The sequence below is a fragment of the Marilutibacter penaei genome (genome assembly GCF_014145395.1).
GTDB lineage: Bacteria > Pseudomonadota > Gammaproteobacteria > Xanthomonadales > Xanthomonadaceae > Marilutibacter > Marilutibacter penaei.
On the sequence record NZ_JACHTE010000008.1, the window covers coordinates 193,292 to 215,304 of the forward strand.

At 65.1% G+C, this 22,013-nt stretch carries 20 protein-coding genes; 10 read left to right on the forward strand and 10 right to left on the reverse strand.

What is annotated here, in order from left to right; genetic code table 11:
- From H4F99_RS12460 to trxB, 3 genes are all read right to left on the reverse strand, one after another.
- Positions 1-1,158 (reverse strand): GNAT family N-acetyltransferase, encoded by a 1,158-nt coding sequence (locus tag H4F99_RS12460; protein WP_182670063.1) that lies wholly within the window; start codon positions 1,156-1,158, stop codon positions 1-3.
- A complete protein-coding gene (locus tag H4F99_RS12465; protein ID WP_343064212.1) occupies positions 1,155-2,438 on the reverse strand; it encodes a DUF2254 domain-containing protein in 1,284 nt (427 codons plus the stop codon). Before H4F99_RS12465 ends, H4F99_RS12460 begins: the two co-directional genes overlap by 4 nt.
- Before the next feature lie 107 nt (positions 2,439-2,545).
- Positions 2,546-3,493 carry a thioredoxin-disulfide reductase gene (gene trxB, locus H4F99_RS12470; RefSeq protein ID WP_182670064.1) on the reverse strand — a complete coding sequence of 316 codons (948 nt, stop codon included), beginning with the start codon at positions 3,491-3,493 and terminating at the stop codon, positions 2,546-2,548.
- Positions 3,494-3,797: 304 nt separating this feature from the next.
- Here trxB and H4F99_RS12475 point away from each other — a divergent pair, with 304 nt between their 5' ends.
- From H4F99_RS12475 to H4F99_RS12485, 3 genes are all read left to right on the forward strand, one after another.
- Positions 3,798-6,149, forward strand: a complete 2,352-nt coding sequence (locus H4F99_RS12475; RefSeq protein WP_343064213.1) for a DNA translocase FtsK — start codon at positions 3,798-3,800, stop codon at positions 6,147-6,149.
- Positions 6,150-6,252: 103 nt separating this feature from the next.
- Complete coding sequence (lolA, locus tag H4F99_RS12480) at positions 6,253-6,900, forward strand: outer membrane lipoprotein periplasmic chaperone LolA (protein WP_182670065.1); 648 nt, start codon at positions 6,253-6,255, stop codon at positions 6,898-6,900.
- 142 nt (positions 6,901-7,042) lie between these two features.
- The gene (locus H4F99_RS12485) at positions 7,043-8,332 is read left to right on the forward strand and encodes a replication-associated recombination protein A (RefSeq protein WP_182670094.1); all 1,290 of its coding nucleotides are present in this window, start codon (positions 7,043-7,045) and stop codon (positions 8,330-8,332) included.
- Positions 8,333-8,347: 15 nt separating this feature from the next.
- Here H4F99_RS12485 and crcB read toward each other — a convergent pair whose 3' ends face one another.
- Complete coding sequence (crcB, locus tag H4F99_RS12490) at positions 8,348-8,731, reverse strand: fluoride efflux transporter CrcB (RefSeq protein ID WP_182670066.1); 384 nt, start codon at positions 8,729-8,731, stop codon at positions 8,348-8,350.
- 257 nt (positions 8,732-8,988) lie between these two features.
- On the opposite strand from crcB, the gene H4F99_RS12495 reads away from it, so the two are divergent.
- From H4F99_RS12495 to H4F99_RS12515, 5 genes are all read left to right on the forward strand, one after another.
- On the forward strand, positions 8,989-10,140 hold the full coding sequence (locus tag H4F99_RS12495; protein WP_220481156.1) for a hypothetical protein: 1,152 nt from the start codon (positions 8,989-8,991) through the stop codon (positions 10,138-10,140).
- 188 nt (positions 10,141-10,328) lie between these two features.
- A complete protein-coding gene (locus H4F99_RS14515) occupies positions 10,329-10,703 on the forward strand; it encodes a hypothetical protein (RefSeq protein WP_246371985.1) in 375 nt (124 codons plus the stop codon).
- Complete coding sequence (locus tag H4F99_RS12505; RefSeq protein WP_182670067.1) at positions 10,700-11,395, forward strand: C39 family peptidase; 696 nt, start codon at positions 10,700-10,702, stop codon at positions 11,393-11,395. Before H4F99_RS14515 ends, H4F99_RS12505 begins: the two co-directional genes overlap by 4 nt.
- A 15-nt stretch (positions 11,396-11,410) precedes the next feature.
- Positions 11,411-11,908: a hypothetical protein gene (locus H4F99_RS12510; protein ID WP_182670068.1), complete on the forward strand. Its 498-nt coding sequence runs from the start codon at positions 11,411-11,413 to the stop codon at positions 11,906-11,908.
- A gap of 42 nt (positions 11,909-11,950) precedes the next feature.
- Complete coding sequence (locus tag H4F99_RS12515) at positions 11,951-13,300, forward strand: acetate kinase (protein WP_182670069.1); 1,350 nt, start codon at positions 11,951-11,953, stop codon at positions 13,298-13,300.
- A 15-nt stretch (positions 13,301-13,315) separates the two neighbouring features.
- Here the strand turns inward: H4F99_RS12515 and H4F99_RS12520 are convergent, their stop codons facing one another.
- A complete protein-coding gene (locus tag H4F99_RS12520; protein ID WP_182670070.1) occupies positions 13,316-13,612 on the reverse strand; it encodes a hypothetical protein in 297 nt (98 codons plus the stop codon).
- 597 nt (positions 13,613-14,209) lie between these two features.
- Between H4F99_RS12520 and H4F99_RS12525 the strand changes: the two genes are divergently transcribed.
- Complete coding sequence (locus tag H4F99_RS12525) at positions 14,210-15,229, forward strand: hypothetical protein (protein ID WP_182670071.1); 1,020 nt, start codon at positions 14,210-14,212, stop codon at positions 15,227-15,229.
- 241 nt (positions 15,230-15,470) lie between these two features.
- Here the strand turns inward: H4F99_RS12525 and H4F99_RS12530 are convergent, their stop codons facing one another.
- The 3 genes from H4F99_RS12530 to H4F99_RS12540 all read right to left on the reverse strand — a co-directional run bounded on the left by H4F99_RS12530 (position 15,471) and on the right by H4F99_RS12540 (position 18,355).
- Positions 15,471-16,817: a hypothetical protein gene (locus tag H4F99_RS12530; protein ID WP_182670072.1), complete on the reverse strand. Its 1,347-nt coding sequence runs from the start codon at positions 16,815-16,817 to the stop codon at positions 15,471-15,473.
- 158 nt (positions 16,818-16,975) lie between these two features.
- Positions 16,976-17,392: a hypothetical protein gene (locus H4F99_RS12535; RefSeq protein WP_182670073.1), complete on the reverse strand. Its 417-nt coding sequence runs from the start codon at positions 17,390-17,392 to the stop codon at positions 16,976-16,978.
- Positions 17,393-17,404: 12 nt separating this feature from the next.
- Positions 17,405-18,355: a DNA-binding protein gene (locus tag H4F99_RS12540; protein WP_182670074.1), complete on the reverse strand. Its 951-nt coding sequence runs from the start codon at positions 18,353-18,355 to the stop codon at positions 17,405-17,407.
- Positions 18,356-18,495: 140 nt separating this feature from the next.
- Between H4F99_RS12540 and H4F99_RS12545 the strand changes: the two genes are divergently transcribed.
- Entirely contained in the window at positions 18,496-19,539 is a 1,044-nt protein-coding gene (locus H4F99_RS12545) for a site-specific integrase (protein WP_182670075.1), read from the forward strand.
- Positions 19,540-19,569: 30 nt separating this feature from the next.
- Here the strand turns inward: H4F99_RS12545 and H4F99_RS12550 are convergent, their stop codons facing one another.
- On the reverse strand, positions 19,570-20,652 hold the full coding sequence (locus tag H4F99_RS12550) for a UvrD-helicase domain-containing protein (RefSeq protein WP_182670076.1): 1,083 nt from the start codon (positions 20,650-20,652) through the stop codon (positions 19,570-19,572).
- Positions 20,636-22,013 (reverse strand): ATP-dependent nuclease (locus tag H4F99_RS12555; RefSeq protein WP_182670077.1); only part of this gene is annotated, 1,378 nt, incomplete at its 5' end. The genes H4F99_RS12555 and H4F99_RS12550, both read right to left, overlap by 17 nt.

Sequence of the window (22,013 nt, forward strand, 5' to 3'; positions counted from 1 at the left end):
TCACCCCGGCGGCGGATGCCAAGGTTCGCCGCCGGGATCCTTGAACGGGGTGCGCGCGCCCATCCGGCGGGCGTGAAGAGCGGTCAGATCGACTTCGTGCCGACACCAGTCCGCCAGCGCCTCGCGAAAGCGCCCGTCGGCGACCCAGTGGCGGCTGTGGACCGGGGTGGGCAGGAAGCCGCGCGCAAGCTTGTGTTCGCCCTGGGCACCCGGCTCGAACACGGCCAATCCTTCCCGCAGGCAGTACGCAATGCCCTGGTAGTAGCAGGTCTCGAAATGGAGGCCCGGGAGGCGGACATGGCTGCCCCAGTAGCGACCGTAAAGCGTATCGGTCCCCCGCATGCAGAGCGCCCCTGCCACGGTGTCGCCCTCGAGGTCCGCCAGCACCAGCACCAGCGACCTCGGCATCGTCTTCGCCAGGTGGTGCAGGAAGGGCAGGGTCAGCGCCGGCGCGTTGCCGTACTCGGCGAAGGTCTGGAGGTAGAAGCCATGCATGGCGACGAGATCCGCCTCGGTGGCTTCATCCCCGTGCAGGATCCGGAAGCGCACGCCACTCCCGGCCACCCGCGCGCGCTCCTGCCGGATGTTCTTGCGATGCTTGTGGTCCATCGCAGCGAGGAAGCCGTCGAAGTCGCCCCATCCCTGCGTGTTCCGCCAGTGGTATTGCACGTCCATACGAGGCAGCCACTCCGGTCCGAACGCGGGCAGGCCCGCCGCCTCGATGAAGTTGACGTGGCAGGAGGACCAGCCCGCATCCCGGCACGCCCCGGGCAGGGACGCCAGCAACTGGCGGCGTGCGCCTTCGTCGACCGCCAACAGTCGCGGTCCGGTCACGGGAGAGTAGGGCACCCCACACAGCCATTTCGGGAAGTAGTCCAGGCCTGCGCGCGCATACGCGTGGGCCCAGGCGTGGTCGAACACGAACTCCCCGTGCGAGTTGTGCTTGATGTACCCCGGCGCCGCGGCGACCAGACGGTCGCCCTCCAGCACCACCGGATGCCGGGGCGTCCATCCCCAGTCCCCGCGCAGGCAACCGTGGCGCTCCAGCCCGGCAAGGAAGGCATGCCGCACGAAGGGATTGCGGCCGTCATGCAATGCATCCCAGTCCTCCGCCGGCACCCGGTCCAGCGCATCCAGCCAGGCGACACGTCGCGTCATGCCTCGTCCGGGCCCGTGTCGACCAGCTTCGGACGCGCGGCACCGGCGACCGCGGCCCGGTCGGGCTCGAACGGCAGGGCATCCATGGCGCGGGACAGGGCTTCGCGCGCATGGCGCCGCAACGGATCCTCGAAGTTCACGCAATCCAGGTCGTCCAGCGCGGCGAAGGCCTTCTGCAGCCGGATGCCGACTTCGCGGAGCGCGGCACCGTCGCGTGCGATCGACGGGAACACGTCGTCGAACATGTCGGCCTCGCGCAGAGCCGGGACGAAGATGCGGGGGTGCGCGATCGCCACCTCGTCCTGCTTCGACTCGCGTCCCCGGGCCCATCCGGTGAACAGGCGAACCACGGTGCCGATGACGTCGATCGCCGTACCCGGGTCGTTGATGCCGGGCGAGAGCGCCCTGACCGCGACCTCGGTCAGCACCACCAGTCCGTAACGCGGGTCGTGTTCGTAGGTGCGCGCATCGCCGATGACGAACGCCTCGCGGATGCCTTCGAGCGCGGACGCATCCAGTCCCTCACCCGCCACGTGCGCGAGTGGCCGGCCCGGCGCCGCGAAGGTTCCCGGCAACACGTTCAGGTGGAGATCGAAATCGTGCTCGATCGAAAGTCGGCCCAGGTGTTCGACATCGATGTACTCCACGTAGCCCACCGCGTCGGCGGCGACCGGCATCGCCGTGGCGGGTGGCGAGCGGAACGGAGCGCCGCCCAGCCACGGCTCCCGGGCGCGGTGCTGCATCGCCTTGCGGGTCGCCGACTCCACCAGGTTGATGGTCTCCGCGACGCGGCCAAAGCGCGACAGCTGCTCGATCCAGCGAAGCAGGGTGACCGTGATCAGCACGATCACGGCGATGGTGACCACCAGCAGCAGCACCCGGCCGCTGTCGCCATAGGCACCCGCGCTCAGCGCGATCAACCCAACAATGGAGTACAGGAAGGCACCGATGAACGTCGCCAGCGCGCTCTGCGCGGTGGTGTCCTCGATCAGCAACTGGGCGGCGCGCGGCGTGGCGGTGGTCGAGGCCGTGCCATACGCGGAGACCATGGTGGCCAGCGAGAACGTGGTGACGGCCAGCATCGACGTCGCGAGGATACCGAGGATGTTGCCGACCGATCCCGCGCCGATCGATCCGGCCAGCCCGGGCGGGATCAACGAGCGCGCCGCCGCGCCCAGCAGCGCAGTGAGAATCCCCAGCGCGCCGTACAACGCCGCGCGGAACCACATCCGCCGCGAATAGCGCGACAGCACGAACAGCCATTTGTCGGTCAGGGCCACGGCACGCCTCTTACGGGTCGGACCGTCAGTATGTCCAACCCCAGGTGAGTGTCGCCTGCAGGCGGCATCGCCGGGCGCGGCACGCCCCCGGGCAAAGCCGGCCTGGCTTACTGCTCCAGGAAGCGCTCGGCGTCCAGGGCGGCCATGCAGCCGAAGCCCGCGGAGGTGATGGCCTGGCGGTAGACCTGGTCAGCCACGTCACCGGCGGCGAACACGCCCGGCACGCTGGTCGCGGTGGCCTCGCCGTCCAGCCCGGTCTTGATCGTGATGTAGCCGTTCTTCATGTCCAGCTGGCCTTCGAACAGCCCCGTGTTCGGCGTATGACCGATCGCGACGAAGAAACCATGCACGTCGATGTCGCGGGTCGAGCCATCGACCACCGACTTCACCCGCATGCCGGTGACGCCGGCATCGTTGCCGAGGACTTCGTCGACGACGTGGTGCCACACCGGCTCGATCTTGCCCGCCTCGATCTTCGCGAACAGCTTGTCCTGCATGATCTTCTCGGCACGAAGGGTGTCGCGGCGATGCACCAGGTAGACCTTGCGCGCGATGTTCGACAGGTACAGGGCCTCTTCCACGGCCGTGTTGCCTCCGCCAATGACGGCGACGTCCTGATCCTTGTAGAAGAAGCCGTCGCAGGTCGCGCAGGCCGAGACGCCGCGCCCCTTGAAGGCTTCCTCGGACGGGAGGCCCAGGTATTTCGCGGTCGCGCCGGTGGAGATGATCAGCGCGTCGCAGGTGTACTCGCCGTTGTCGCCGACCAGCTTGAAGGGTCGCGCGGACAGGTCCGCGGTGTGGATGTGGTCGAACACGGTCTCGGTGTCGAAACGCTCCGCATGCGCCTGCATGCGCGCCATCAGGTCCGGCCCCATGAGTCCGTGGGCGTCGCCCGGCCAGTTGTCGACCTCGGTCGTGGTCATCAGCTGTCCGCCCATCTGCAGCCCGGTGATGACGACCGGCTTCAGGTTGGCGCGGGCCGCGTAGACCGCGGAGGTCCAGCCGGCCGGGCCGGAACCGAGGATGACGAGACGGGCGTGCTTCGGAGGGGTCATGGGTATGATGTCGCCTGTTGGGGCGCTGGGTGCGCATGGACGGTCGGCGGGCGGGCCGCTCGAGAGCTGCATAGCTTGGAGGCGGCCCGGGGGCAAAACAAGGCAGGTGCCATGATGCTGTGTTTCGGCGCCGCCCACCGCGTTCGCGGTCGGCCGTCAGCCGTACTGCAGCGGCGATGACCGCGGTGGCGGGACAGCGGCGGGGGCCCGATGGCACCATGACGCCGTCCGCGAAGGTACCGGCCCGCCTGTTTTTTCTGTATCTTCAAACACTAACGAGACCAACCTAAGGCAGAGCATCACGGTGGCGTCCGCAGCAAGCCGCAAGAAATCCAAATCCGCCGACGCCAAGCGCCCGCCGTCGCCACGCCGACAGCGGCTGATGCGCGACATCGCGCTGATCCTGATCGCGCCGTTCCTGCTGTACCTGCTGGTCAGCCTCTTCACCTATGCACCCACCGACCCGGGCTGGTCCCAGTCGGGCAGTGTCACCGCGCCGCTGCACAATGCCGGCGGCCGGGTGGGCGCCTGGATTGCGGACGTACTGCTCTACCTGACGGGATACGTGGCCTTCCTGTTGCCGGTGGTGCTGGGGGCGGTCGCATGGATCGCGCTGTTCGGGATGGATCGCGAAGGCGAAGAAGCCGACCTCGGGCCCGCGCTTCGACTGATCGGCATCGTCGGTTTCCTGGTCTCGGCGACCGGCTTCCTGCACCTGCGTGTCGCCGCGCCCCCGCACTTCTCCGCCGGTAGTGGTGGCATCCTCGGCCAACTCGTCGGCAAGTCCCTGTATGCCGGCTTCGGCCCGGTGGGCGGCAATCTGTTCGTGGTCGCATTGCTGCTGACCTCCATCACGCTGGCCACCGGCATTTCGTGGCTGGCGGTGATGGACCGTATCGGACAGTGGGTACTGTCGGCGGGCCCGTGGCTCAGGCAGGTGTTCCAGCGGAGCAGCAAGCAGGCCAGCCAGTGGCAGCAGACCCGCGCGCTGCGCGAGGAACGCGAGGAAAGCCGCAAGGTCGAAACCGAGAAGCGGGCCCGGCGCGAGCCGGTCAGGATCGAACCGCCACCGGCACCGGTGGTGGAGAAGAGCGAGCGCGCCAAGCGTGAAACGCAGATTCCACTGTTCCGCGGTGGCGATGGCTCGGGCATACCGCCACTGGCGCTCCTGGATGACCCGAGGCCGCAGCCCAAGGGCTACGACGAGCAGACCCTCGAGACGCTCTCGCGGCAGATCGAGTTCAAGCTCAAGGACTTCCGGATCGACACGCAGGTGGTGGGGGCCTACCCGGGCCCGGTCATCACGCGCTTCGAGGTCGAGCCGGCACCCGGCGTCAAGGTCAGCCAGATCAGCTCGCTGGACAAGGACATCGCGCGCGGCCTGTCGGTGAAGTCGGTGCGCGTGGTGGACGTGATCCCCGGCAAGACCGTGATCGGCCTGGAGATCCCCAACACCACGCGGGAAATGATCTTCCTCTCGGAACTCCTGCGCTCCAAGGAGTACGACAAGTCGGCGAGTCCGTTGACGCTGGCGCTCGGCAAGGACATCGCCGGGCGGCCCACGGTGGCCGACCTGGCGCGGATGCCGCACCTGCTGGTCGCCGGCACCACCGGTTCGGGCAAGTCGGTTGCGGTCAATGCGATGGTGCTCAGCCTGCTCTACAAGGCGTCTTCGAAGGACCTGAAGATGCTGATGATCGACCCGAAGATGCTCGAGCTGAGCGTCTACGAGGGCATCCCGCACCTGCTGGCCCCGGTCGTCACCGACATGAAGGAGGCCGCCAACGGTCTGCGCTGGTGCGTGGCCGAGATGGAGCGCCGCTACAAGCTGATGTCGGCGGTGGGCGTGCGCAACCTGGCCGGCTTCAACAAGAAGGTGCGCGACGCGCAGGAAGCGGGGCAGCCACTGGTCGACCCGCTGTTCAAGCCGAACCCGGACATCGAGGAGGCGCCGCCGACGCTGGAGCCGCTGCCCTTCATCGTGGTGTTCATCGACGAATTCGCCGACATGATGATGATCGTCGGCAAGAAGGTCGAGGAGCTCATCGCGCGCCTGGCGCAGAAGGCCCGCGCCGCCGGCATCCACCTGATCCTCGCCACCCAGCGCCCCTCGGTGGACGTGATCACCGGCCTGATCAAGGCGAACATCCCGACCCGGATCGCGTTCCAGGTGTCGAGCAAGATCGATTCGCGCACGATTCTCGACCAGGGCGGCGCGGAAACCCTGCTGGGCAACGGCGACATGCTCTACCTGCCGCCGGGCACCGCCATGCCCGAGCGTGTCCACGGCGCCTTCGTGTCCGACGACGAGGTGCATCGCGTGGTCGAGCACCTCAAGGCAGAGGGCGGGCCCGATTACATCGATGGCGTGCTCGACGAAGTGCAGACCATGGGCGACGGCACCGTCGTCGGCGCCACCGGCCTGCCGGAATCCGGTGGGGGCGGGGGCGACGAGTCCGACCCGCTGTATGACGAAGCCGTGCGCATCGTCACCGAGACCCGGCGCGCGTCGATCTCCGGCGTGCAGCGCCGGCTGAAGATCGGCTACAACCGGGCGGCGCGCCTGGTCGAGGCGATGGAGGCGGCAGGCGTGGTCAGTCCACAGGAAAGCAATGGCGACCGCAGCGTGCTGGCACCGCCGCCCCCCAAGGACTGACCCTGCACCCCGCCGTACGCTGAACGGCGCTGCGCGCCTCTACGCACCATTCAGTCCTTTTTCGTGACACTTGGCCCCATACGCCCTCTGGAGTGACGCCCGCATGACCCAGCACTTCCCCTCGACCCGTCGACTGGCCTCGGTCTCCCTGGCCATCGCGGGAATGCTGCTGTCGGCCAGCGCGATCGCCGGCGCGCGCGATCAGCTGGACACCTTCACGCAAGGGCTCGAAGGGCTGGACGGCAACTTTTCCCAACAGGTGTTCGACACCAACGGAAAAGTGAAGGAGGCATCGAACGGGACGCTCGCGCTGGAAGCCCCCCGTCACTTCCGCTGGGAATACGTAAAGCCGTACCCGCAGATCATCGTCGCGGACGGGCAGACCGTGTGGATCTACGAGCCGGACCTCGACCAGGTGACGCGCCGACCGCAGGGCGTGGAGGAACAGAACAGCCCGCTGGCCGTGCTGATCGATCCCTCGCGGCTGGAGAGCCGGTTCAAGGTCGAGGAGGGGGGCACCGCCGACGGCCTCGAATGGCTCGTGCTGGCGCCCAAGGATCCCAACGACGCAAGTTTCAGTTCTGCGCGCCTCGGGTTCCGGGACGATGCGCTGGTTCGCATGCAGGTGACGGACACGCTGGGGCAGGCCACGCGGATCGACTTCGGGGCGTGGCGCAAGAACCCGGCGTTCGGCCCCGGCACGTTCGAGTTCTCGCCCCCCGAGGGCACCGACGTGATCGGCGAGGGGTGAGGCCCCCCGGGAGCCGGGCTGCTATCGTGGGCGGCCCCTCCCGCCCGACTGCCCCGTGGTCCGCCCGCGCACGCCCCCGTCCCTGGAAGCCAACGATCTTCTGAGCGTCGATCGCGATGCGCTGCGGCCCCTGGCCGAGCGCATGCGGCCGGCCAGCCTGGATGACATGGTCGGCCAGCGGCGCCTGCTCGCCGAGGGCAGTGCGTTGCGCCGGGCCATCGCATCGGGCCATGTCCATTCGATGATCCTGTGGGGCCCGCCCGGCTGTGGCAAGACCACGCTCGCCCTGCTGCTCGCCCGCTATGCCGAGGCGGAATATCGCGCCATTTCCGCCGTCCTGTCTGGATTGCCGGATGTTCGCAAGGTCCTCGCCGAGGCCGATCACCGTTTCGCGGAAGGCCGCCGGACGGTCCTGTTCGTCGACGAAGTGCACCGTTTCAACAAGGCCCAACAGGATGCGTTCCTGCCCCATATCGAACGGGGCACCATCCTGTTCGTGGGGGCCACCACCGAGAACCCCTCGTTCGAGTTGAACTCAGCCCTGCTGTCGCGGTGCCGGGTGCATGTGCTCGAAGCCGTCTCTGCCGACGACATCCAGGTGGCGCTGCGCCGCGCCCTGCAGGACAGCGAGCGTGGCCTGGGCGCGCAGTCGGTCGAGGCCAGCGATTCCGCGCTCTCGGAGATCGCGCACGCCGCTGACGGCGACGTGCGTCGGGCCCTGACCTTGCTGGAAATCGCCGCCGAGCTGGCAGTGGAGGAGGGGGGCACGATCTCCGACAGCACGCTGATGCAGGTGCTCGCGGACCGGACGCGGCGTTTCGACAAGGGCGGGGAACAGTTCTACGACCAGATTTCCGCCCTGCACAAGTCCGTCCGGAGCTCGAACCCGGATGCGGCGCTGTACTGGCTCGTACGCATGCTGGACGGCGGCTGCGACCCGATCTACCTGGCCCGGCGCCTCACGCGGATGGCGGTGGAGGACATCGGCCTCGCCGACCCGCGGGCCCTCCAGATGGCCACCGACGCGTGGGATGCCTACGACCGGCTGGGGAGCCCGGAAGGCGAGCTCGCCCTCGCACAGGTCACGATCTACCTGGCCAGCACGGCGAAATCGAACGCGGCCTACAACGCATACAAGGCGGCCCGGCGCGACGTAGCGGAACATGGCACGCAGGAGGTGCCCCTGCACCTGCGCAATGCGCCGACCCGGCTCATGAAGTCACTGGGCTATGGACGGGACTACCAGTACGACCACGATGCCGAGGGCGGGATCGCGCTGGATCAGACCGGGTTCCCCGATGCCATGGGCGAGCAGGTCTACTACAGGCCGGTGGAGCGCGGGATGGAAATCAAGTTGAAGCAGAAGCTGGATCACCTGCGTGCGGCGCGTACCGACGCACGGGAGCGGCACGGCGGTGGCTTGCCGGACTGAGGCACGTGCATCCGCTCACCCGGTCGGGGCAAGCATCCAGCGCATCGCCACCAGCCCCAGCCACGTGGCCAGCAATGCCCCGGCCAGGTGCGACGCGATCGTCAGCAACGCCCATCCGGCTTCGCCCCGCATGAACTGCAGGACCGTCTCCGCGGAGAACGTGGAGAAGGTCGTCATGCCGCCGAGGAAACCGGTCACGACCGCCAGGCGCAGGAGCGGTGAAAGCGCGTCGTAGTGTCCTGAAAGCCCTAACGCGAGGCCGATCAACAGCCCGCCCAGCGTGTTGGCGGCGAGGGTCCCCAGGGGCAGGTCGGCGCACAGCGGATTCAGCGCAAGCGCCAATCCCCAACGCACCAGTGCGCCCAGCCCTGCGCCGATGAATACGGCCAACGCCGACATGAAATCCACGCGATGCGACCCCCGAGCCTGATTCGAGGATGGTAGCCGATGCACAGGGCGGGCGCCGGAGGCCCCGTCGGCGCAGCCTGTCGGCTGTTTCAGGATTTCCCGGTTCACCTGACAAGCGGCTGTCAATTAACCGGGATTTAACCTTGGTGTATATGAGCGCCTAACAATTAAGTTGAAAACTTGATCCCTGTCACTTTTTAACGCCTCCCCCCTTGTGGCGTTGAAGCGACGCAAAAAGGAGATCAATCATGCGCATTCGTAGAACTCTGATTGCATCGGCAGTCCTGCTGGGACTGGGATTCAGCGGACAGTTGTTCGCCCAGGCGACGAACAACGAGAACGGTCCGGGCCAGAACCTGCAGGTGGCCGTCGATGTCGACCTCGACGACAATTCCGACAACAGTGACAACAGCACCGGCAACAACCGCGACAACGCGGGCGCAGCGGGCGCAGCCGGTATCGGCACCGCCGCGGCGAACAACGGCGGCAACGCCAGCACCAGCCTCAACAATTCCTTCAACACCTCCACCGCCGTCGCTGAAACCAACCTCAACGGGACGGTCTCCGGCGTGCAGGTCTGGGGCATCGGCAATGTCGCCAACAACAGCGGCAACGCCAACGGCGGCAACGGCGGCAACGGCGGCCATGGCCTCGGTGGCATCGCGGTGGGCGGCACCGGCAACGGCGCGGACGGCGGCGATGGCGGTGGCGCGGCGGCCGGCAGCGGGGGTGGCGGGGACGCCACCAGCGGCAGCGGCGATGCAGGCGCGGCCAACCTCGCCGGTGGCGGAATCGGCCTGGGCGTCGGGGTAGGCGGCAGCGCCGCCGGCGCGGAAGGTGGAGATGGCGGCGACAGCGGCGCAGGTGGCAGCGCGGCAGGCCTCGGGCTTGGCCTGGGACTCGGCGCCGGCCTGGCCAACGGCCCCGGGGGTGACTCCGCCTCCGGCACCGGCTCGGGGTCGGGTTCCGGCACGGGCACCGCAGGCGACTCCGGCAATGCCGGCGCCGGTGGCGACGGAGGCTCGAGCGGCGACGGCATCGGCCAGGGCACCGCAACGGCCGGCGGCGGCACCAATGGCGATGCAACCGCCAGCAGCGGCAACAGCGCCGCAAACGGCGGCGACGGTGGCAACGCGACCGCGAATGCCGGAGACGGCGGCAATGGCGGCGACGGCACCGGTGGCGCCGGCATGGGCGGCGCGGGATCGGGTGGCGCAGGGGCTGCAGGCGGCAACGGCGGCTCGGTCGCCAACAGTGCCGGAGCGTTCAACACCTCGAACGTGATGACGGGCGTCGGCCAGAACGCCGCCGGCATCATGGTCGCGGCGCAGAACAGCGGCATGGCCTCGCTGATCCAGCAGGGCATCACCGTGCAGGCCAACCTTACGGTCGGCCCATGACGTGAGCGCTCCACGGCATGCCGACCGCTGGCCGGCATGCCGTTTCCGGCCCGGAGGCCTCCCCCGTCGTTCGTCGGCGGGGGACAGGGGCCCTGGCCACGGACGTATTCGGACCCGCCGCTCAAGGAATGCACGCCATGCAGTCTCCATCGTCCCTTACAACGCTTCATCAGCCGCGCCGATTCCCGGTGTCGCCCCCGCTGGTCCTGGCCGTGTTGCTGGGGCTGGCACCGACACTGTGGGCGTCGCCGCCGCAAGGCCCCCTCGAGGCGCCCCCGTCGCTTGAACCCCAGGCCCGCGCAGAACGCGATGGATGGCAGGCGGTCACGAGCGAGCGCCTCGATGCGCTGCGCGGAGGCGACAATTCGCAAAGCAACGTGCTGATCGACGGGCGGGTGGACAACAACACCGCCGACCACGTCGTCAGCGGCGACAACGTCGTGGCCAACGGTGCGTTCGGCCACGCAGCCGGCATCAACACCGTGGTGCAGAATAGCGGGAGCAACGTGCTCATCCAGGCGGGCACGGCCGTCAGCGTGCAGTTCGCGGATCCGACTCCATGAGACCCGCACGTGCCACGGCATGCCTGCTCGCGGGCATGTTGACGATGGCCTCCGCGACGAGCGCGGCCAGCGTCAATGAGGTCCGCGTGCCACCGGGCGGCAGCTACCAGGTGCGGATCACCAGCCTCAAGGAGGCGCGCTACCGGACCACCATCCCGCAGCAGTACGACTTCAGCTGCGGATCCGCCGCGACGGCGACGCTGCTGAGCTTCCAGTACGGCCACCCGGTCAGCGAGGAAGACGTCTTCGTTCGCATGTACAACCAGGGCGACCAGGCGAAGATCCAGCGGGAAGGCTTCTCGATGCTCGACATGCGGCGGTACCTCGCGTCGATGGGGTACGACGCCGACGGCTTCGAACTTCCGCTCGAAAAGCTGGCGGAGGAGGGGGTGCCTGCGATCGTCCTGCTCAATGATCGGGGCTACCGCCACTTCGTGGTCGTGAAGGGGCTGCTGAACGGGCGCGTGCTGCTCGGCGATCCTGCGCGAGGCACGCGGGCCATGCCGCGCTCGCGGTTCGAGGCCTTGTGGGACAACCGCGTCCTGTTCGTGATCCACAGCCACCGTTCGCTCGCGCGTTTCAACCAGGGCAGTGATTGGCGCACGGCGCCGCCGGCGCCGCTGTCGATGGGCATCCAGCGCGACGGTCTGCGCGGCATCACCGTCCCGCGACGGGGACCGGGGGATATCTAGGCCATGGTCAAGCGCATGCCAACCGCCCTGCGCGTACTCGTCCTCGCGCTTGCGCTGGGCGCCCTCGCACCGGCCTGGGCGGCCGGGCCGCCTTCCCGCGAGCTGGGGGAGGCCTGGGTCCCCGTCGACCCGCAGCGTCTGGACGACATCCGCGGCGGCTTCCAGCTACCCGGTGGTCCGCTCATCTCGTTCGGCATCGAGCGGCTGGTCCATGTCAACGGACATCTCGTCGCCCATGTGTCCGTGCAGATCCCCGACCTGGTGCGCATCACCCCCGAACAGGCCCTGGCCTTGGCCGAGTTCCAGCGCGGCACGGTCGTACAGATCGGCGATGGCAACGTCGTGATGCCGGGCAGCGGGGCAGGGGGGCTGGTGATCCAGAACACGCGCGACAACCAGGCCATCAGCGGCCTGACCCGCCTCAACGTGTCGGTGGACACCTTGGGGCTTTATAAGTCGATCAATCTCAACGACACCCTGAGCGGCGCGATGATCGGTGCCCTGCGCCCCTGACGCCTGGCCACGGATGAATCCATTGGACACAAGGAGCCCCGAATGAGTCGATGCCCGCTGCAGCCCCCACGGCAGCTACTCAGCCTCACGCTCCTGCTCGTGCTCTGCACGGCGTGGCCGACGCGGGCCGCTGGCGCCGACGACGGCGCGCGCGAGCAACGCCTGCAAGCGTTGCAGGAACAGATCAACGCCGAGCGCCGCCAGCTCAACGACATGCGCGCGACGCTGGCCGAGCGCCAGCAGCACCTCGACCAGCTCCAGCGGGCCCTCGATGACGAGATACTGGCCGGGGCGACAGGGCGTGGGCCCGCGCTTACGGCCTACGCACCCCAGCAGTCCGCCGCACCCGCGGAGCAGGCCGCGCCCGCCGTCGCGACGGCGGGCATGCAGGCAGACCCACCGCAGCCGGTCGGACAGGCGCCCGAATCCGATACCCGGCCCCCGGAAGTGGCGCAGATCTTCGATCAGCCCGGCGTGCTGACGCCGGCACGCCGCTTCGTGCTGGAACCCAGCCTGCAGTACGGCTATTACGGCAACAACCGGGTCGCCCTCGTGGGATACACCGTGATCCCGGCCATCCTGATCGGCCTGATTGACGTGCGACAGGTCAAGATCAACACCACCACGGCCACCCTGACCGCGCGCTACGGCATCAACAACCGGATGGAGATCGAAGGGAAGGTGCCGTACGTCTATGTGCACAGCGACACCGTCAGCCGCGAGATCTTCACCGGGTCGGCACAGGACAACGTGTTCAACGCGCGCGGCAAGGGCCTGGGCGACATCGAGGCGACGTTCCGCTACCAACTCAACCAGGGCGGGCTCGACAAGCCGTTCTACATCGGCTGGTTGCGCTACAAGAGCCGCAGCGGTCGCGGGCCGTTCGAGGTCATCACCGATTGCGTGACCCGGTGCGTGGCCAACGCCACCGGTACCGGGCTGCCGCTGGACATGCCGACGGGCAGCGGTTTCGAAGCCATCCAGCCGGGCGTGACATGGCTGTTTCCTTCGGATCCCGTGGTGTTCTTCGGCACCGTCAGCTACCTGCACAACATCGAACGCACCAACGTCACCCGGCGCGTGCTGGGCGGCGAAGAAGAGTTCATCGGTGACATTTCAGGCGGTGACGTGCTGGGCCTCAACCTCGGGCTGGGGCTCGCACTGAACGAGAAGGCGGCCATCAGCATCGGGTACGACCACAACGTGATCGATCGCATCAAGCACAATGGGGAAGACGTTCCCGGTTCCGTCCGCTTGAACCTCGGTACGCTGCTGCTCGGCGGAACCTACCGGTTCAACGACCACGTCTCGTTGAATGTCGCCATCGGCGCCGGCCTGACCGAAGACACCCCGGACCTGAGCCTCACGACGCGGGTCCCGATCACGTTCTAGGCCGCGCCGCAGGCTTCAGCAACGGCCGTCTTCCACCCACGCATTGCCTTGCTTGCGATACAGCACGCCGCCGATACAGCGCCCACCCGATTGTTGGCGCGCCGCGCGCTCCTGGTCGGCACGGGCACGCGCTTCGCGTTCAAGCCGGGCCGCCTCGATGCGCTTGGCCCGGATCTCCGCCAGTCGCGATTCGCGTTCCGCCGGCGTCAACGTGGTCTGCGGCGGAGCGGCTTGCTGGACCACGGGCGCGGCCATCACGGGCACCACCGGCTCCTGCTGATCCGCACAACCCGCCGCCAGCAACAGCAGCAAGACCGGCAGCACCGGGATTGCACGCGCCTCGCGTCTGGCCCGCGGGGCCCGGAAAGCCCGTGGGGCCGAATTCTTCGTGTCGTACATCCTGCCTCCCAATGGCTGCGCCGCGCATCCCAGTGCGCGTCCATGTTAGGGCGCAGTCGGGTCGGGGGGCATGCCGCCGATGCATCTTCCTGTGGCCACCTGTCCGATAGGCAGGCGATGACTGATGCAGGAGGGACGGGGCCGATGCGCTGGCTGAGCTGGAAGGAGCGTAAGGAGAGTTGGTGAATGCACCTTCCTTAACTTCGCATAATGCATATTATGTAAACTCAAAACCGGTGCTGCCCGAAGGCGCGCCGGAAAGAGTCGACACTGTCCGGCCATCCCAAATTTGTATCCCTTTTCGCCCCAATACGTATCCTTTTCCGCAGCAATGATGTATCCCAAGTTGCGAGAGCCTCTCGATACAGAACCGATGCTGCGAGACCGCGTTCGGGCGCCGACCAACCGGTAGCGCCCAATCTTTAACCTTTGGCATATGCGAGCTGGCGAGCGCTAGACCGCACTTGGGTATGCTTAGTTTCCCGGTGTTGCTCACAAGGTTCGGGGTATATGGCGGACTGGGTCGATCGGCTTCTAACCGAGCAAACGATGGCGCCACGGACAATAGCGCAGTATGCCGCCGGCCTGCGCTACTGGGATACGTGGCACCGACTCCGTTACGGCATGCCCCTGCCCTTGGCCGCCGCGCCGCCCGTTGCGGTCAGTTCGGACACGGTGATGGAATTCATAGATGACCACCTCGCCTTGGCAGTTGGGGGGAGGCTGCGGATGCGCATGGCCCTCGCCATTTTCGATGGCCTGCGCGAGGCTGGGTACAACGCCCGCGTCGACTGCGTTGCTCCCGCGACCTCAGATTGGCGCCTGCAGGTGCTCCAAATTGCCCATCGTGTATTGAACCTGCGCTTTGATCGCGAATTGGTACGTCGCCGAAAATCAGAAATCTATGCGGCTTGGGAAGCCGAACGCGCGGCGCTCGGTATTCCGATGGCGTTGCCCATGTCTGCGAACAACACTGTGAAGGCGTTACTCGGTGCGTGCAACGACAATCGCGAAGGCACTATGGACGTAGCGCTCATCATCTTCCTGTGCCGGCTGACTTCGACACAGGTCGCCAAGTTGCGCTTCAGTCAATTGACCCCAGGCACCGTCGTCCAGGAAGGTGAAGAACTAGATGCCGTAGAGCTCACAATTCGTGATCCCATCGGGCAGTTGCAGACGTCCCAACCTAAGATCCGCTTCGTAGGTGACGAAGCGACCCTGATTAAAGCTTGGGGAGCGCTACGTGAGGATGAGCTGATTCAAGGGGGAGAGGACTGGTTTTTCGCGCGCAAGGCGCGTCGCAATACCTCAACTGAGCTCAATCATACCTGGATCGCAAGAAGGATCCGCCTGCTGGCGCAACGTGCAGGTGTGGCTGATGCCAGCGGCCGGAGTCGAGTCTCTCCGCAATGGCTGCGGAAGGCCTACGAACGCGAGTGGCTCGAGCATTCCGGTTTGGTCAAAGCCGCCCGTGCGGCCAAGGTCGGCACGCGGTCCATTCTTCGAATGACACGCCGGCCCGAAGCCTGATTCTCCCGTCCCGTTTCAGAATTTTACGAGGCTGGCATGTTGGACTGGATTCAACAGCTCCTCGACCAATCAATTTGCCGGCGAGCTGTCGATGGACGCTAGAGGCCGATCGACCTTATATCGCCTAATGCCATCCGCAAGGTGTTCGAGCTCGAGTTCCTGATGCAGCCTAGCGCGGAGACATGCGCGCGCAGACGCGAGCTGGGCACGGCCGCCTTGCTTCGATATAGGAGGCTGGACATCAGTAAGGCCCATTCCGGTGCGTGACGTGAATGATGCCATTAGCCATCTCTGCTGGTTCGCGAAAATCACGCCAATTGCTGCGCGATTCGTCATCGCCTCGGGTGCGGCCTGTCACACGCCAATACCCAGTCGTCGTACGCACGATGGCCTCGAAAGTCTCCGCGACGGTGACGTGCGGTGACGGTTCCTCCAGCGCATCCAGAGCAATACGCCGCAGACGAGCGTGCTCGAACAGCTCGATTAGCACCTGCTGGTAGTGAGCACACGCTAATCGGGGGTCGCCACCACGGGCGAGCAGACGCCGCAAACCAGTGAGTTCGTTGTTTGTGACCAGATATGAAGGCAGCACGAAGGTGGCACAGAGGCTACCTTCCTCCACTACACCGCCGTGCCAACGGCCGTGAACGGATTCACTGGCGACCAGCCAATGCTCAAAGGTCACCCGATTGACCAAAGGCACATGCGTACGGTACGCCCCACGTCGAAAGGCACGGCGATAGCCCTCCACTTGATCATCGTTGCATATCTCGGCTGAGCTCCGGACCCATGGCTGTACGGTCAACGTCCAACGCCCGTGTGATTGCTCGTGATACGGCGCGAAGGCTGGTAGCGCCAAGCCCGTGTCCTGCAACACATGCAGCAGCGCGGGGAGCAGCCCCTTAGAGGGGAGCGGAGGCATGCGCAAGGGCGCGACCCCGAGATACGGCGGATAGGCGATATGCACCGGTCCGGACACGAATTCGACGGCCTGGCGCACCGCTTGGTTCCAGGCGCAGTGCTCCTGCAGTGCTACCGTGATTTGACCTTCGTGCGGCACGTGCAAACCACAGTGAATGCCTTCCAGCAATAGACAGCCGGCCGGGCAGTGAAAGGCGCTGAGGCCTGGACTGCGGGCTTGCCACAACAATTGGGTATCGCAATGCGGGCACCGGTGGACCAGTGCTTCGTTGTGCACCGGGCACCGTGCGATCAAATCGCCCTGCAACGCATAACTATGGTATCCGGCCTGCAGACACTTCGGACAGCCCCGCAAGCATTCGTGCGGTGTGCTAGACAGTTCTGGAAATGGCTGCCAGGCAACGGGTCGAAGCTTCAGCTGCAGGTCCGTCAATTCCTCGATATAGGGGCCGGGGACGGCCAAGTCGCTGGTCTGCACGTCATATGGCGCGAAAGCCCACCGCACCCAATCAGAGGGCAACTGGTTGCGAATGTCTATGTCGTTGAGCAGATTGGCGCGAATCAATCGACTGACGAACGCATACCACGATTCCAGCGGGCGACGGAGGGTGCCGAACCCGATGAGCTGTTCCAACTGCATGCGATCAGGGTCGTCGTTCGCGTTCATGACGATCGTCGGTCTCTGCGCTGGTTGTAGCTGATTCCCAACGAGACGCGCCGGACATGACTATCAATCCGCCGTTGGCCGAAGGAGTGCCGCCGACGACAGAGTAGTGCAGTGCGTCTCCGCCGCCAATTTACTGCCCTCCAACTCGACTGTCGGAATCAAAACTGGTGATCCTTCCCGAACTCCTCTCTCGCGGCCGCCAGAACGCGCTCGGGATCGTGAGGAAGTATCTCAGCAGGCGAACTGCCTTCGAGCAGTACATGCGGTGCGTAGAGCCACTCGACCTCTAGCCACCCGGCTTGATTCGCCTCGTCAGTCAGGCCGTTCGGGCCACGCAACAAATGCAGGAGCGGCTTCATTTGGGGGATCGGTTGTCGATCCAGATTGAACTGGAAGCCCGGATACCTATGTTCGCCTTTTTCGCGTACCCAAACGGCCAAGACTCGACCGTCACACGCTAGCGTTTCGAGGTCCGGTAGCTCCTGAATGATGGTTTCGGCGGATTCCCAAGTTTCGTAGAGGCTACGGCGCCGGGCCGAGGAGGCGGGTGTATCCAAGGGAAGTTGTAAGCTCATGTGGCCACATCGCTATTTTCCGCTGGCAATCTTAGACCGCTTCTTCGGGGTGAGGCCCCCTTCGCCTCGACCCCTGCTCTGCCCCCGCGATGTTTCGGCACGACGGATTGCGGCTTCCACGGCATCCGATACTTCCTGCAGCTGGCCGAGTCGGCTCTCCGCCGTCACTGCTCGCGATCGCTGAAGCTCTAGCTCTCGTTGGACCTCTTTGGACTCAGCTTTCGCCTGATCTAACAGTTTTCGCGCCGCCTTCTCGGCCGCGGCATGTATTTGTCTCAGGTCCTTTAGCTGAGCCTTTAGGTCCTTCATTTCCAGTCGCGTACGATCGATCTCGGCATTGGCTCGTTCCTCAACGGCTCGAATGTGCTGCAGGAGCTCCTGGCGTTCGGAGTCAACGCTTACTTGAAACGATTGGAATCGATGTTCAAGTGCTTGCCGGGAGGCTTCGACTTCAGCCTCTCGCGTGCCAGCCGCGTCACGCTGCCCCAAGAGCTCTTTCACCTGCGCCTCGAGCCGAGTGACGAGTCTAGCTAGCTCAGTCGATTGCGCCTCGGCGAGTCGCCTGGCCGCCAACGCAGTTTCACAGTCAGAGCGGACCCTTACCGCTTCCGCATCCAATGCCTCGCGAGCTTTCAGCAGGGCATCCCGATCGGCCTGCAGGGCCGCGCGCTCGACCGAAAGCCCCGCCTCAAGACTGGATTTGGCCGCCTCGAGTGCGATGGCCCACCACTGCCCCGCCGCGCGAGCGACTGCTTCAGGGGCGTCAGGCACGGCCAATTGCGTCTGATGCATATTCAGACGTCTGCCCAAGCCCTGCCACCAGGACTCCAGCCAGCGGGTCACCGTGTTGGGTGAGCCGGTGCCCAGATGTGCGCGAATGCGCTCAACGGTAGGCCGTTCGCCGGCGGCGACGATCGCATCCGCAGCGGTGTGTACGTCCGATTCGGTGATGCCTCGCGCCATGGAACTGCCTCCTACGCTGCCGCCCTACCCCGTTGATCCTATACTCGCGATAAGTGATGATTATCGTTAGTAGACGCCCTATTTCATAACGTACATTACATAGTATGAATCGAAATAGCACATTATCGACCAGCCCCGCGATGGCCACCCACCTGGCGTTGCCCGAGCAGTTGGCCCAGCAAGCCGCGGACGCCGTGCGCGAATTGCTCGCGGAAGCGGCTGCGGCTAACACCACCCGCAGCTACGCCACCGCCCTGCGCTACTGGGCCGGCTGGCACCAAGGCCGCTACGGTGTTGATCTGAGCCTGCCGGTCAGCGAGGCTGTGGTGATCCAGTTCCTGGTCGACCACATCCAGCGCAAGAACAAGACCGGCCTGGTCAGCGAACTACCGCCGGCGCTGGATCAGGCGTTGGTTGCGGCCGGTCTCAAGGCCAGGGTTGGACCGCTCAAGCTCTCTACCGTGGTGCAGCGCGTGGCCGTGCTGTCCACCGCCCATAAGCTCAAGCGCCTGACCAACCCCTGCGAGTTGCCCAGTGTCCGGACGCTGCTCAGTCGCGCACGACGCGCTGCGGTCAAACGCGGCGAGCGGCCGACCAAGAAGACGGCGATTACCCGGCCTGAGCTCGAGGCAATGCTCGCGACCTGCGACAACAGCCTGGAAGGTCTGCGCGATCGCGCCCTGCTCTGCTTCGGGTTTGCCAGTGGTGGCCGCCGCCGTAGCGAGATCGCGGCCGCGGATATGCGAGACCTGCGCAAGGTCGGCGACGACGGCTACATCTACCGACTGGAGTATTCGAAAACCCAGCAAGCGGGGGTCAAGGCGGATTCCACGCCGGACAAGCCGATCCTGGGGCGTAGTGCTCAAGTACTCACGGACTGGCTCGATGCAGCGGATATACGCGAAGGGGCAATCTTCCGGCGCATCTGGAAAGGACGAGTTGGCCCTGCCCTCCTCCCGGGATCGGTGGCCTCTATCGTGAAGCGCCGGGCGCGCTTGGCTGAGTTGGAGGGAGACTTTGGCGCGCACAGCCTCAGGTCAGGGTTTGTGACCGAAGCGGGTAAGCAAGGGGTGCCGCTGCCGGCTGTAATGGCGATGACCGAGCATCGATCTGTTGCGAGCGTGATTGGCTACTTTCAGGCAGGAGCTGCAGAAGACAATCCTGCCGCTCGCCTGCTGAAGTGATATGAATTCCGTTGAGGTTTGCTATTGGCCTCACCACCCGCTTCCGGCCACAGTTTTCACTCCCAGATCGGCCAAGTCGCCGACAACGAAAGCGACACTGAACCTTGCACGCGTCACGGCCACGTAGAGCCGTTCCGGAGCTTTCAGTTTCGTCGGGTCCCGTTTCTTGAGGTATTCGACCATGGGTTTGGTCGGGAAGATCATGACCCTGTTGAAGGTACTTCCCTTTGACACGCCGATGTTCATCGCCGGCAGGCCCAAGGTGTCGGCTCTCTTGCTGTCCCTCAGCACGGTCACGTCGCGGTATTCGTCAAGATACTCTGCCACCCGCTTAGGCGATAAGTAGAAGATGCCGTCATGCCCCGTTTCACCGACTTCAGACGACCTCGTCTTGGGCATGTCCGGGTAGATCGCGTCCGCAAAGTCGCAGATCGTTTGGTTGCATCGGTAGCTGATGTCCCGGGTCTGCAGATCACAGGCGCCGCTCCGTTCCGCGAACCAATCTTTGATCCCCGATCCGCGGTACTTCTTATTTCTCGGGCCGATATTGGTCGATAGCGTGTGCTGTCTCGGATCCCCGACCAGCGTCAGCCTGACCGTCGAAGCCAGTAGCATGTCCAGCACATCAAGATCGTAACCGACAAGGTCTTGGACCTCGTCAATGAGGATGTGCGCGTATATGCTTTCGAGCCTTCGGATCACCGCGCCGTTCGTGTCGCTGTTGAGCGTGACGACGAAATCTGAGACGCCGTCCCTGTATAGATCATTGTTGCTGTCCAGGAAGTATCGGTTCTCCGATTTCCTGGCGAACCTATTCCTGCTTCCCTTGAAGTTCAATCCGTTGATCAGCAGGGGTTCGCCGATCCTTGCCTGCTGATAGGGCTTGGCACAGTGCGCTATTAGGAACGAGAACCACCCGATGACGGAGATGTGCGGCGGCATCGTTCCGACTTTCTGCTCGATGCGCTGGACAATCTGCCGCTGGTTTTCGTTGGTATAGGTGGTGATCAAGACACGGCCATCCGTCACCGCCAGTGCGGTATCGACGATGTATTCCGTCTTGCGTGAACCAGCAGCGGCCAGGATCGCCGTATTACTAGGCGCCAACGACATCGGCCAGATACTCCGGCATCTTGATCGTGGTATTGGACTCGAAAATGGCTAGGGCGGCACCGGTCTTGTCAGCGATCATCGCCGCTACCGCCTCTTCCTTTGAGGTATAGGATTTCCCGAGTGCCGCATTCAGGGTGGTCAACTCGTTGGCCGCCACGATCTGAGGCTCCAATGTCCGCTGTTCCGGATCATTGCCGGTGTGCACCGACACGAAATCGTATTCGGCGTACTCGGCGAAGCGCTGCTTGACCTGGTCGGAAGTCTTGCCGTCGTTGTCGGTCACCACCCATACCCGGCGCTTGAGCCTGACCGCCAGGTCAAGGAAGCGCTTATGCGAAAGACCAACGCTGATGACGTCGATCCCGTCGTCTATTGGCAACTTACCCTTCGTATCCAAATAACCGCGCTGGACGATCAACTCGTCGGATGGCCCCTCGACCAGGATTGCGCCTCTCGCGAGCACAAGCCTGAGCGTATCGAACCCGGCCAACTTCTTGAAATACTCGACCGTGGCTTCGGGCACATCGGTAATGCGCGTATGCGCACAGTCCTCGCCAAGCAGAATCATGTTCTGCAAGCCCAACTTGTTCAGCACAAAGTTGCTGTGTGTCGCGACGATCACCTGCTTCCCTTCACACTGGGCCTCAATGCGCTTCATCAACGCCCGCAGGTGAGCAAACGAAAGGTGCGCCTCCGGCTCCTCGATTAGCACGACTTGCGCGCCGTCAGCCTTCCTTCCCACAGCCAGGACCGTCTTCAGAGCGCTCTGCTCGCCCTTGCTGACGAACTGAAAGGGCAGATCGTCCAGGTGAGCAACCAGACCACTCTCCCATGTGTATCGCTGAGATATGTCGATGGCCAGACTCAGCGCCCGTTGCGTCAGTGATTCGCTGTCCCCTTTCAGCTTTTCGTTGATCGCCTTCACTGCATCCTGCTCACTGAAAGCCTGGCGCAGGCACCGGTACTGCCGCGACAGTTCGACACGCTCCTTTGGGTCCAAGTGCGTCCGGATGATCTGCTGCATGTGATGGTCGACGCCGGACTGGAGTCGAACGGATGCCGGATCAACGACCGAGGCCGTGGCCGGCACGCTACGCACAGTCACGGCGCTGCCGGAGAACCCAAGCCAGTCCACGCGGTAATACTCGATGGGGACCAGACGGATGCTGCCTGGGTTGGCGGCAAAGCTGCGGTACTCCTCCTCGAAGTCTGGCGAAAGCTTGGCTTGGATGCGCGACGCCCCCCCACCTCCAGTAGCGGAGCTCTTTAGAGTCCGGGTTTCATCGTAGCGGCTTTGGCCGCCAACTGTTCGGCATATTCGGTCGGGGTCAGGCCGCCCAAGACCTTCTTCGGTCGCTCCT

Excerpts from the sequence above, each read along its gene's own strand:
- H4F99_RS12460 (WP_182670063.1), bottom strand. The coding sequence starts at position 1,158 with ATGACGCGACGTGTCGCCTGGCTGGATGCGCTGGACCGGGTGCCGGCG.
- trxB (WP_182670064.1), bottom strand. The coding sequence starts at position 3,493 with ATGACCCCTCCGAAGCACGCCCGTCTCGTCATCCTCGGTTCCGGCCCG.
- lolA (WP_182670065.1), top strand. The coding sequence starts at position 6,253 with ATGACCCAGCACTTCCCCTCGACCCGTCGACTGGCCTCGGTCTCCCTG.
- H4F99_RS12485 (WP_182670094.1), top strand. The coding sequence starts at position 7,043 with ATGCGGCCGGCCAGCCTGGATGACATGGTCGGCCAGCGGCGCCTGCTC.
- crcB (WP_182670066.1), bottom strand. The coding sequence starts at position 8,731 with ATGTCGGCGTTGGCCGTATTCATCGGCGCAGGGCTGGGCGCACTGGTG.
- H4F99_RS12495 (WP_220481156.1), top strand. The coding sequence starts at position 8,989 with ATGCGCATTCGTAGAACTCTGATTGCATCGGCAGTCCTGCTGGGACTG.
- H4F99_RS12505 (WP_182670067.1), top strand. The coding sequence starts at position 10,700 with ATGAGACCCGCACGTGCCACGGCATGCCTGCTCGCGGGCATGTTGACG.
- H4F99_RS12510 (WP_182670068.1), top strand. The coding sequence starts at position 11,411 with ATGCCAACCGCCCTGCGCGTACTCGTCCTCGCGCTTGCGCTGGGCGCC.
- H4F99_RS12515 (WP_182670069.1), top strand. The coding sequence starts at position 11,951 with ATGAGTCGATGCCCGCTGCAGCCCCCACGGCAGCTACTCAGCCTCACG.
- H4F99_RS12525 (WP_182670071.1), top strand. The coding sequence starts at position 14,210 with ATGGCGGACTGGGTCGATCGGCTTCTAACCGAGCAAACGATGGCGCCA.
- H4F99_RS12530 (WP_182670072.1), bottom strand. The coding sequence starts at position 16,817 with ATGAACGCGAACGACGACCCTGATCGCATGCAGTTGGAACAGCTCATC.
- H4F99_RS12535 (WP_182670073.1), bottom strand. The coding sequence starts at position 17,392 with ATGAGCTTACAACTTCCCTTGGATACACCCGCCTCCTCGGCCCGGCGC.
- H4F99_RS12540 (WP_182670074.1), bottom strand. The coding sequence starts at position 18,355 with ATGGCGCGAGGCATCACCGAATCGGACGTACACACCGCTGCGGATGCG.
- H4F99_RS12545 (WP_182670075.1), top strand. The coding sequence starts at position 18,496 with ATGGCCACCCACCTGGCGTTGCCCGAGCAGTTGGCCCAGCAAGCCGCG.
- H4F99_RS12550 (WP_182670076.1), bottom strand. The coding sequence starts at position 20,652 with ATGTCGTTGGCGCCTAGTAATACGGCGATCCTGGCCGCTGCTGGTTCA.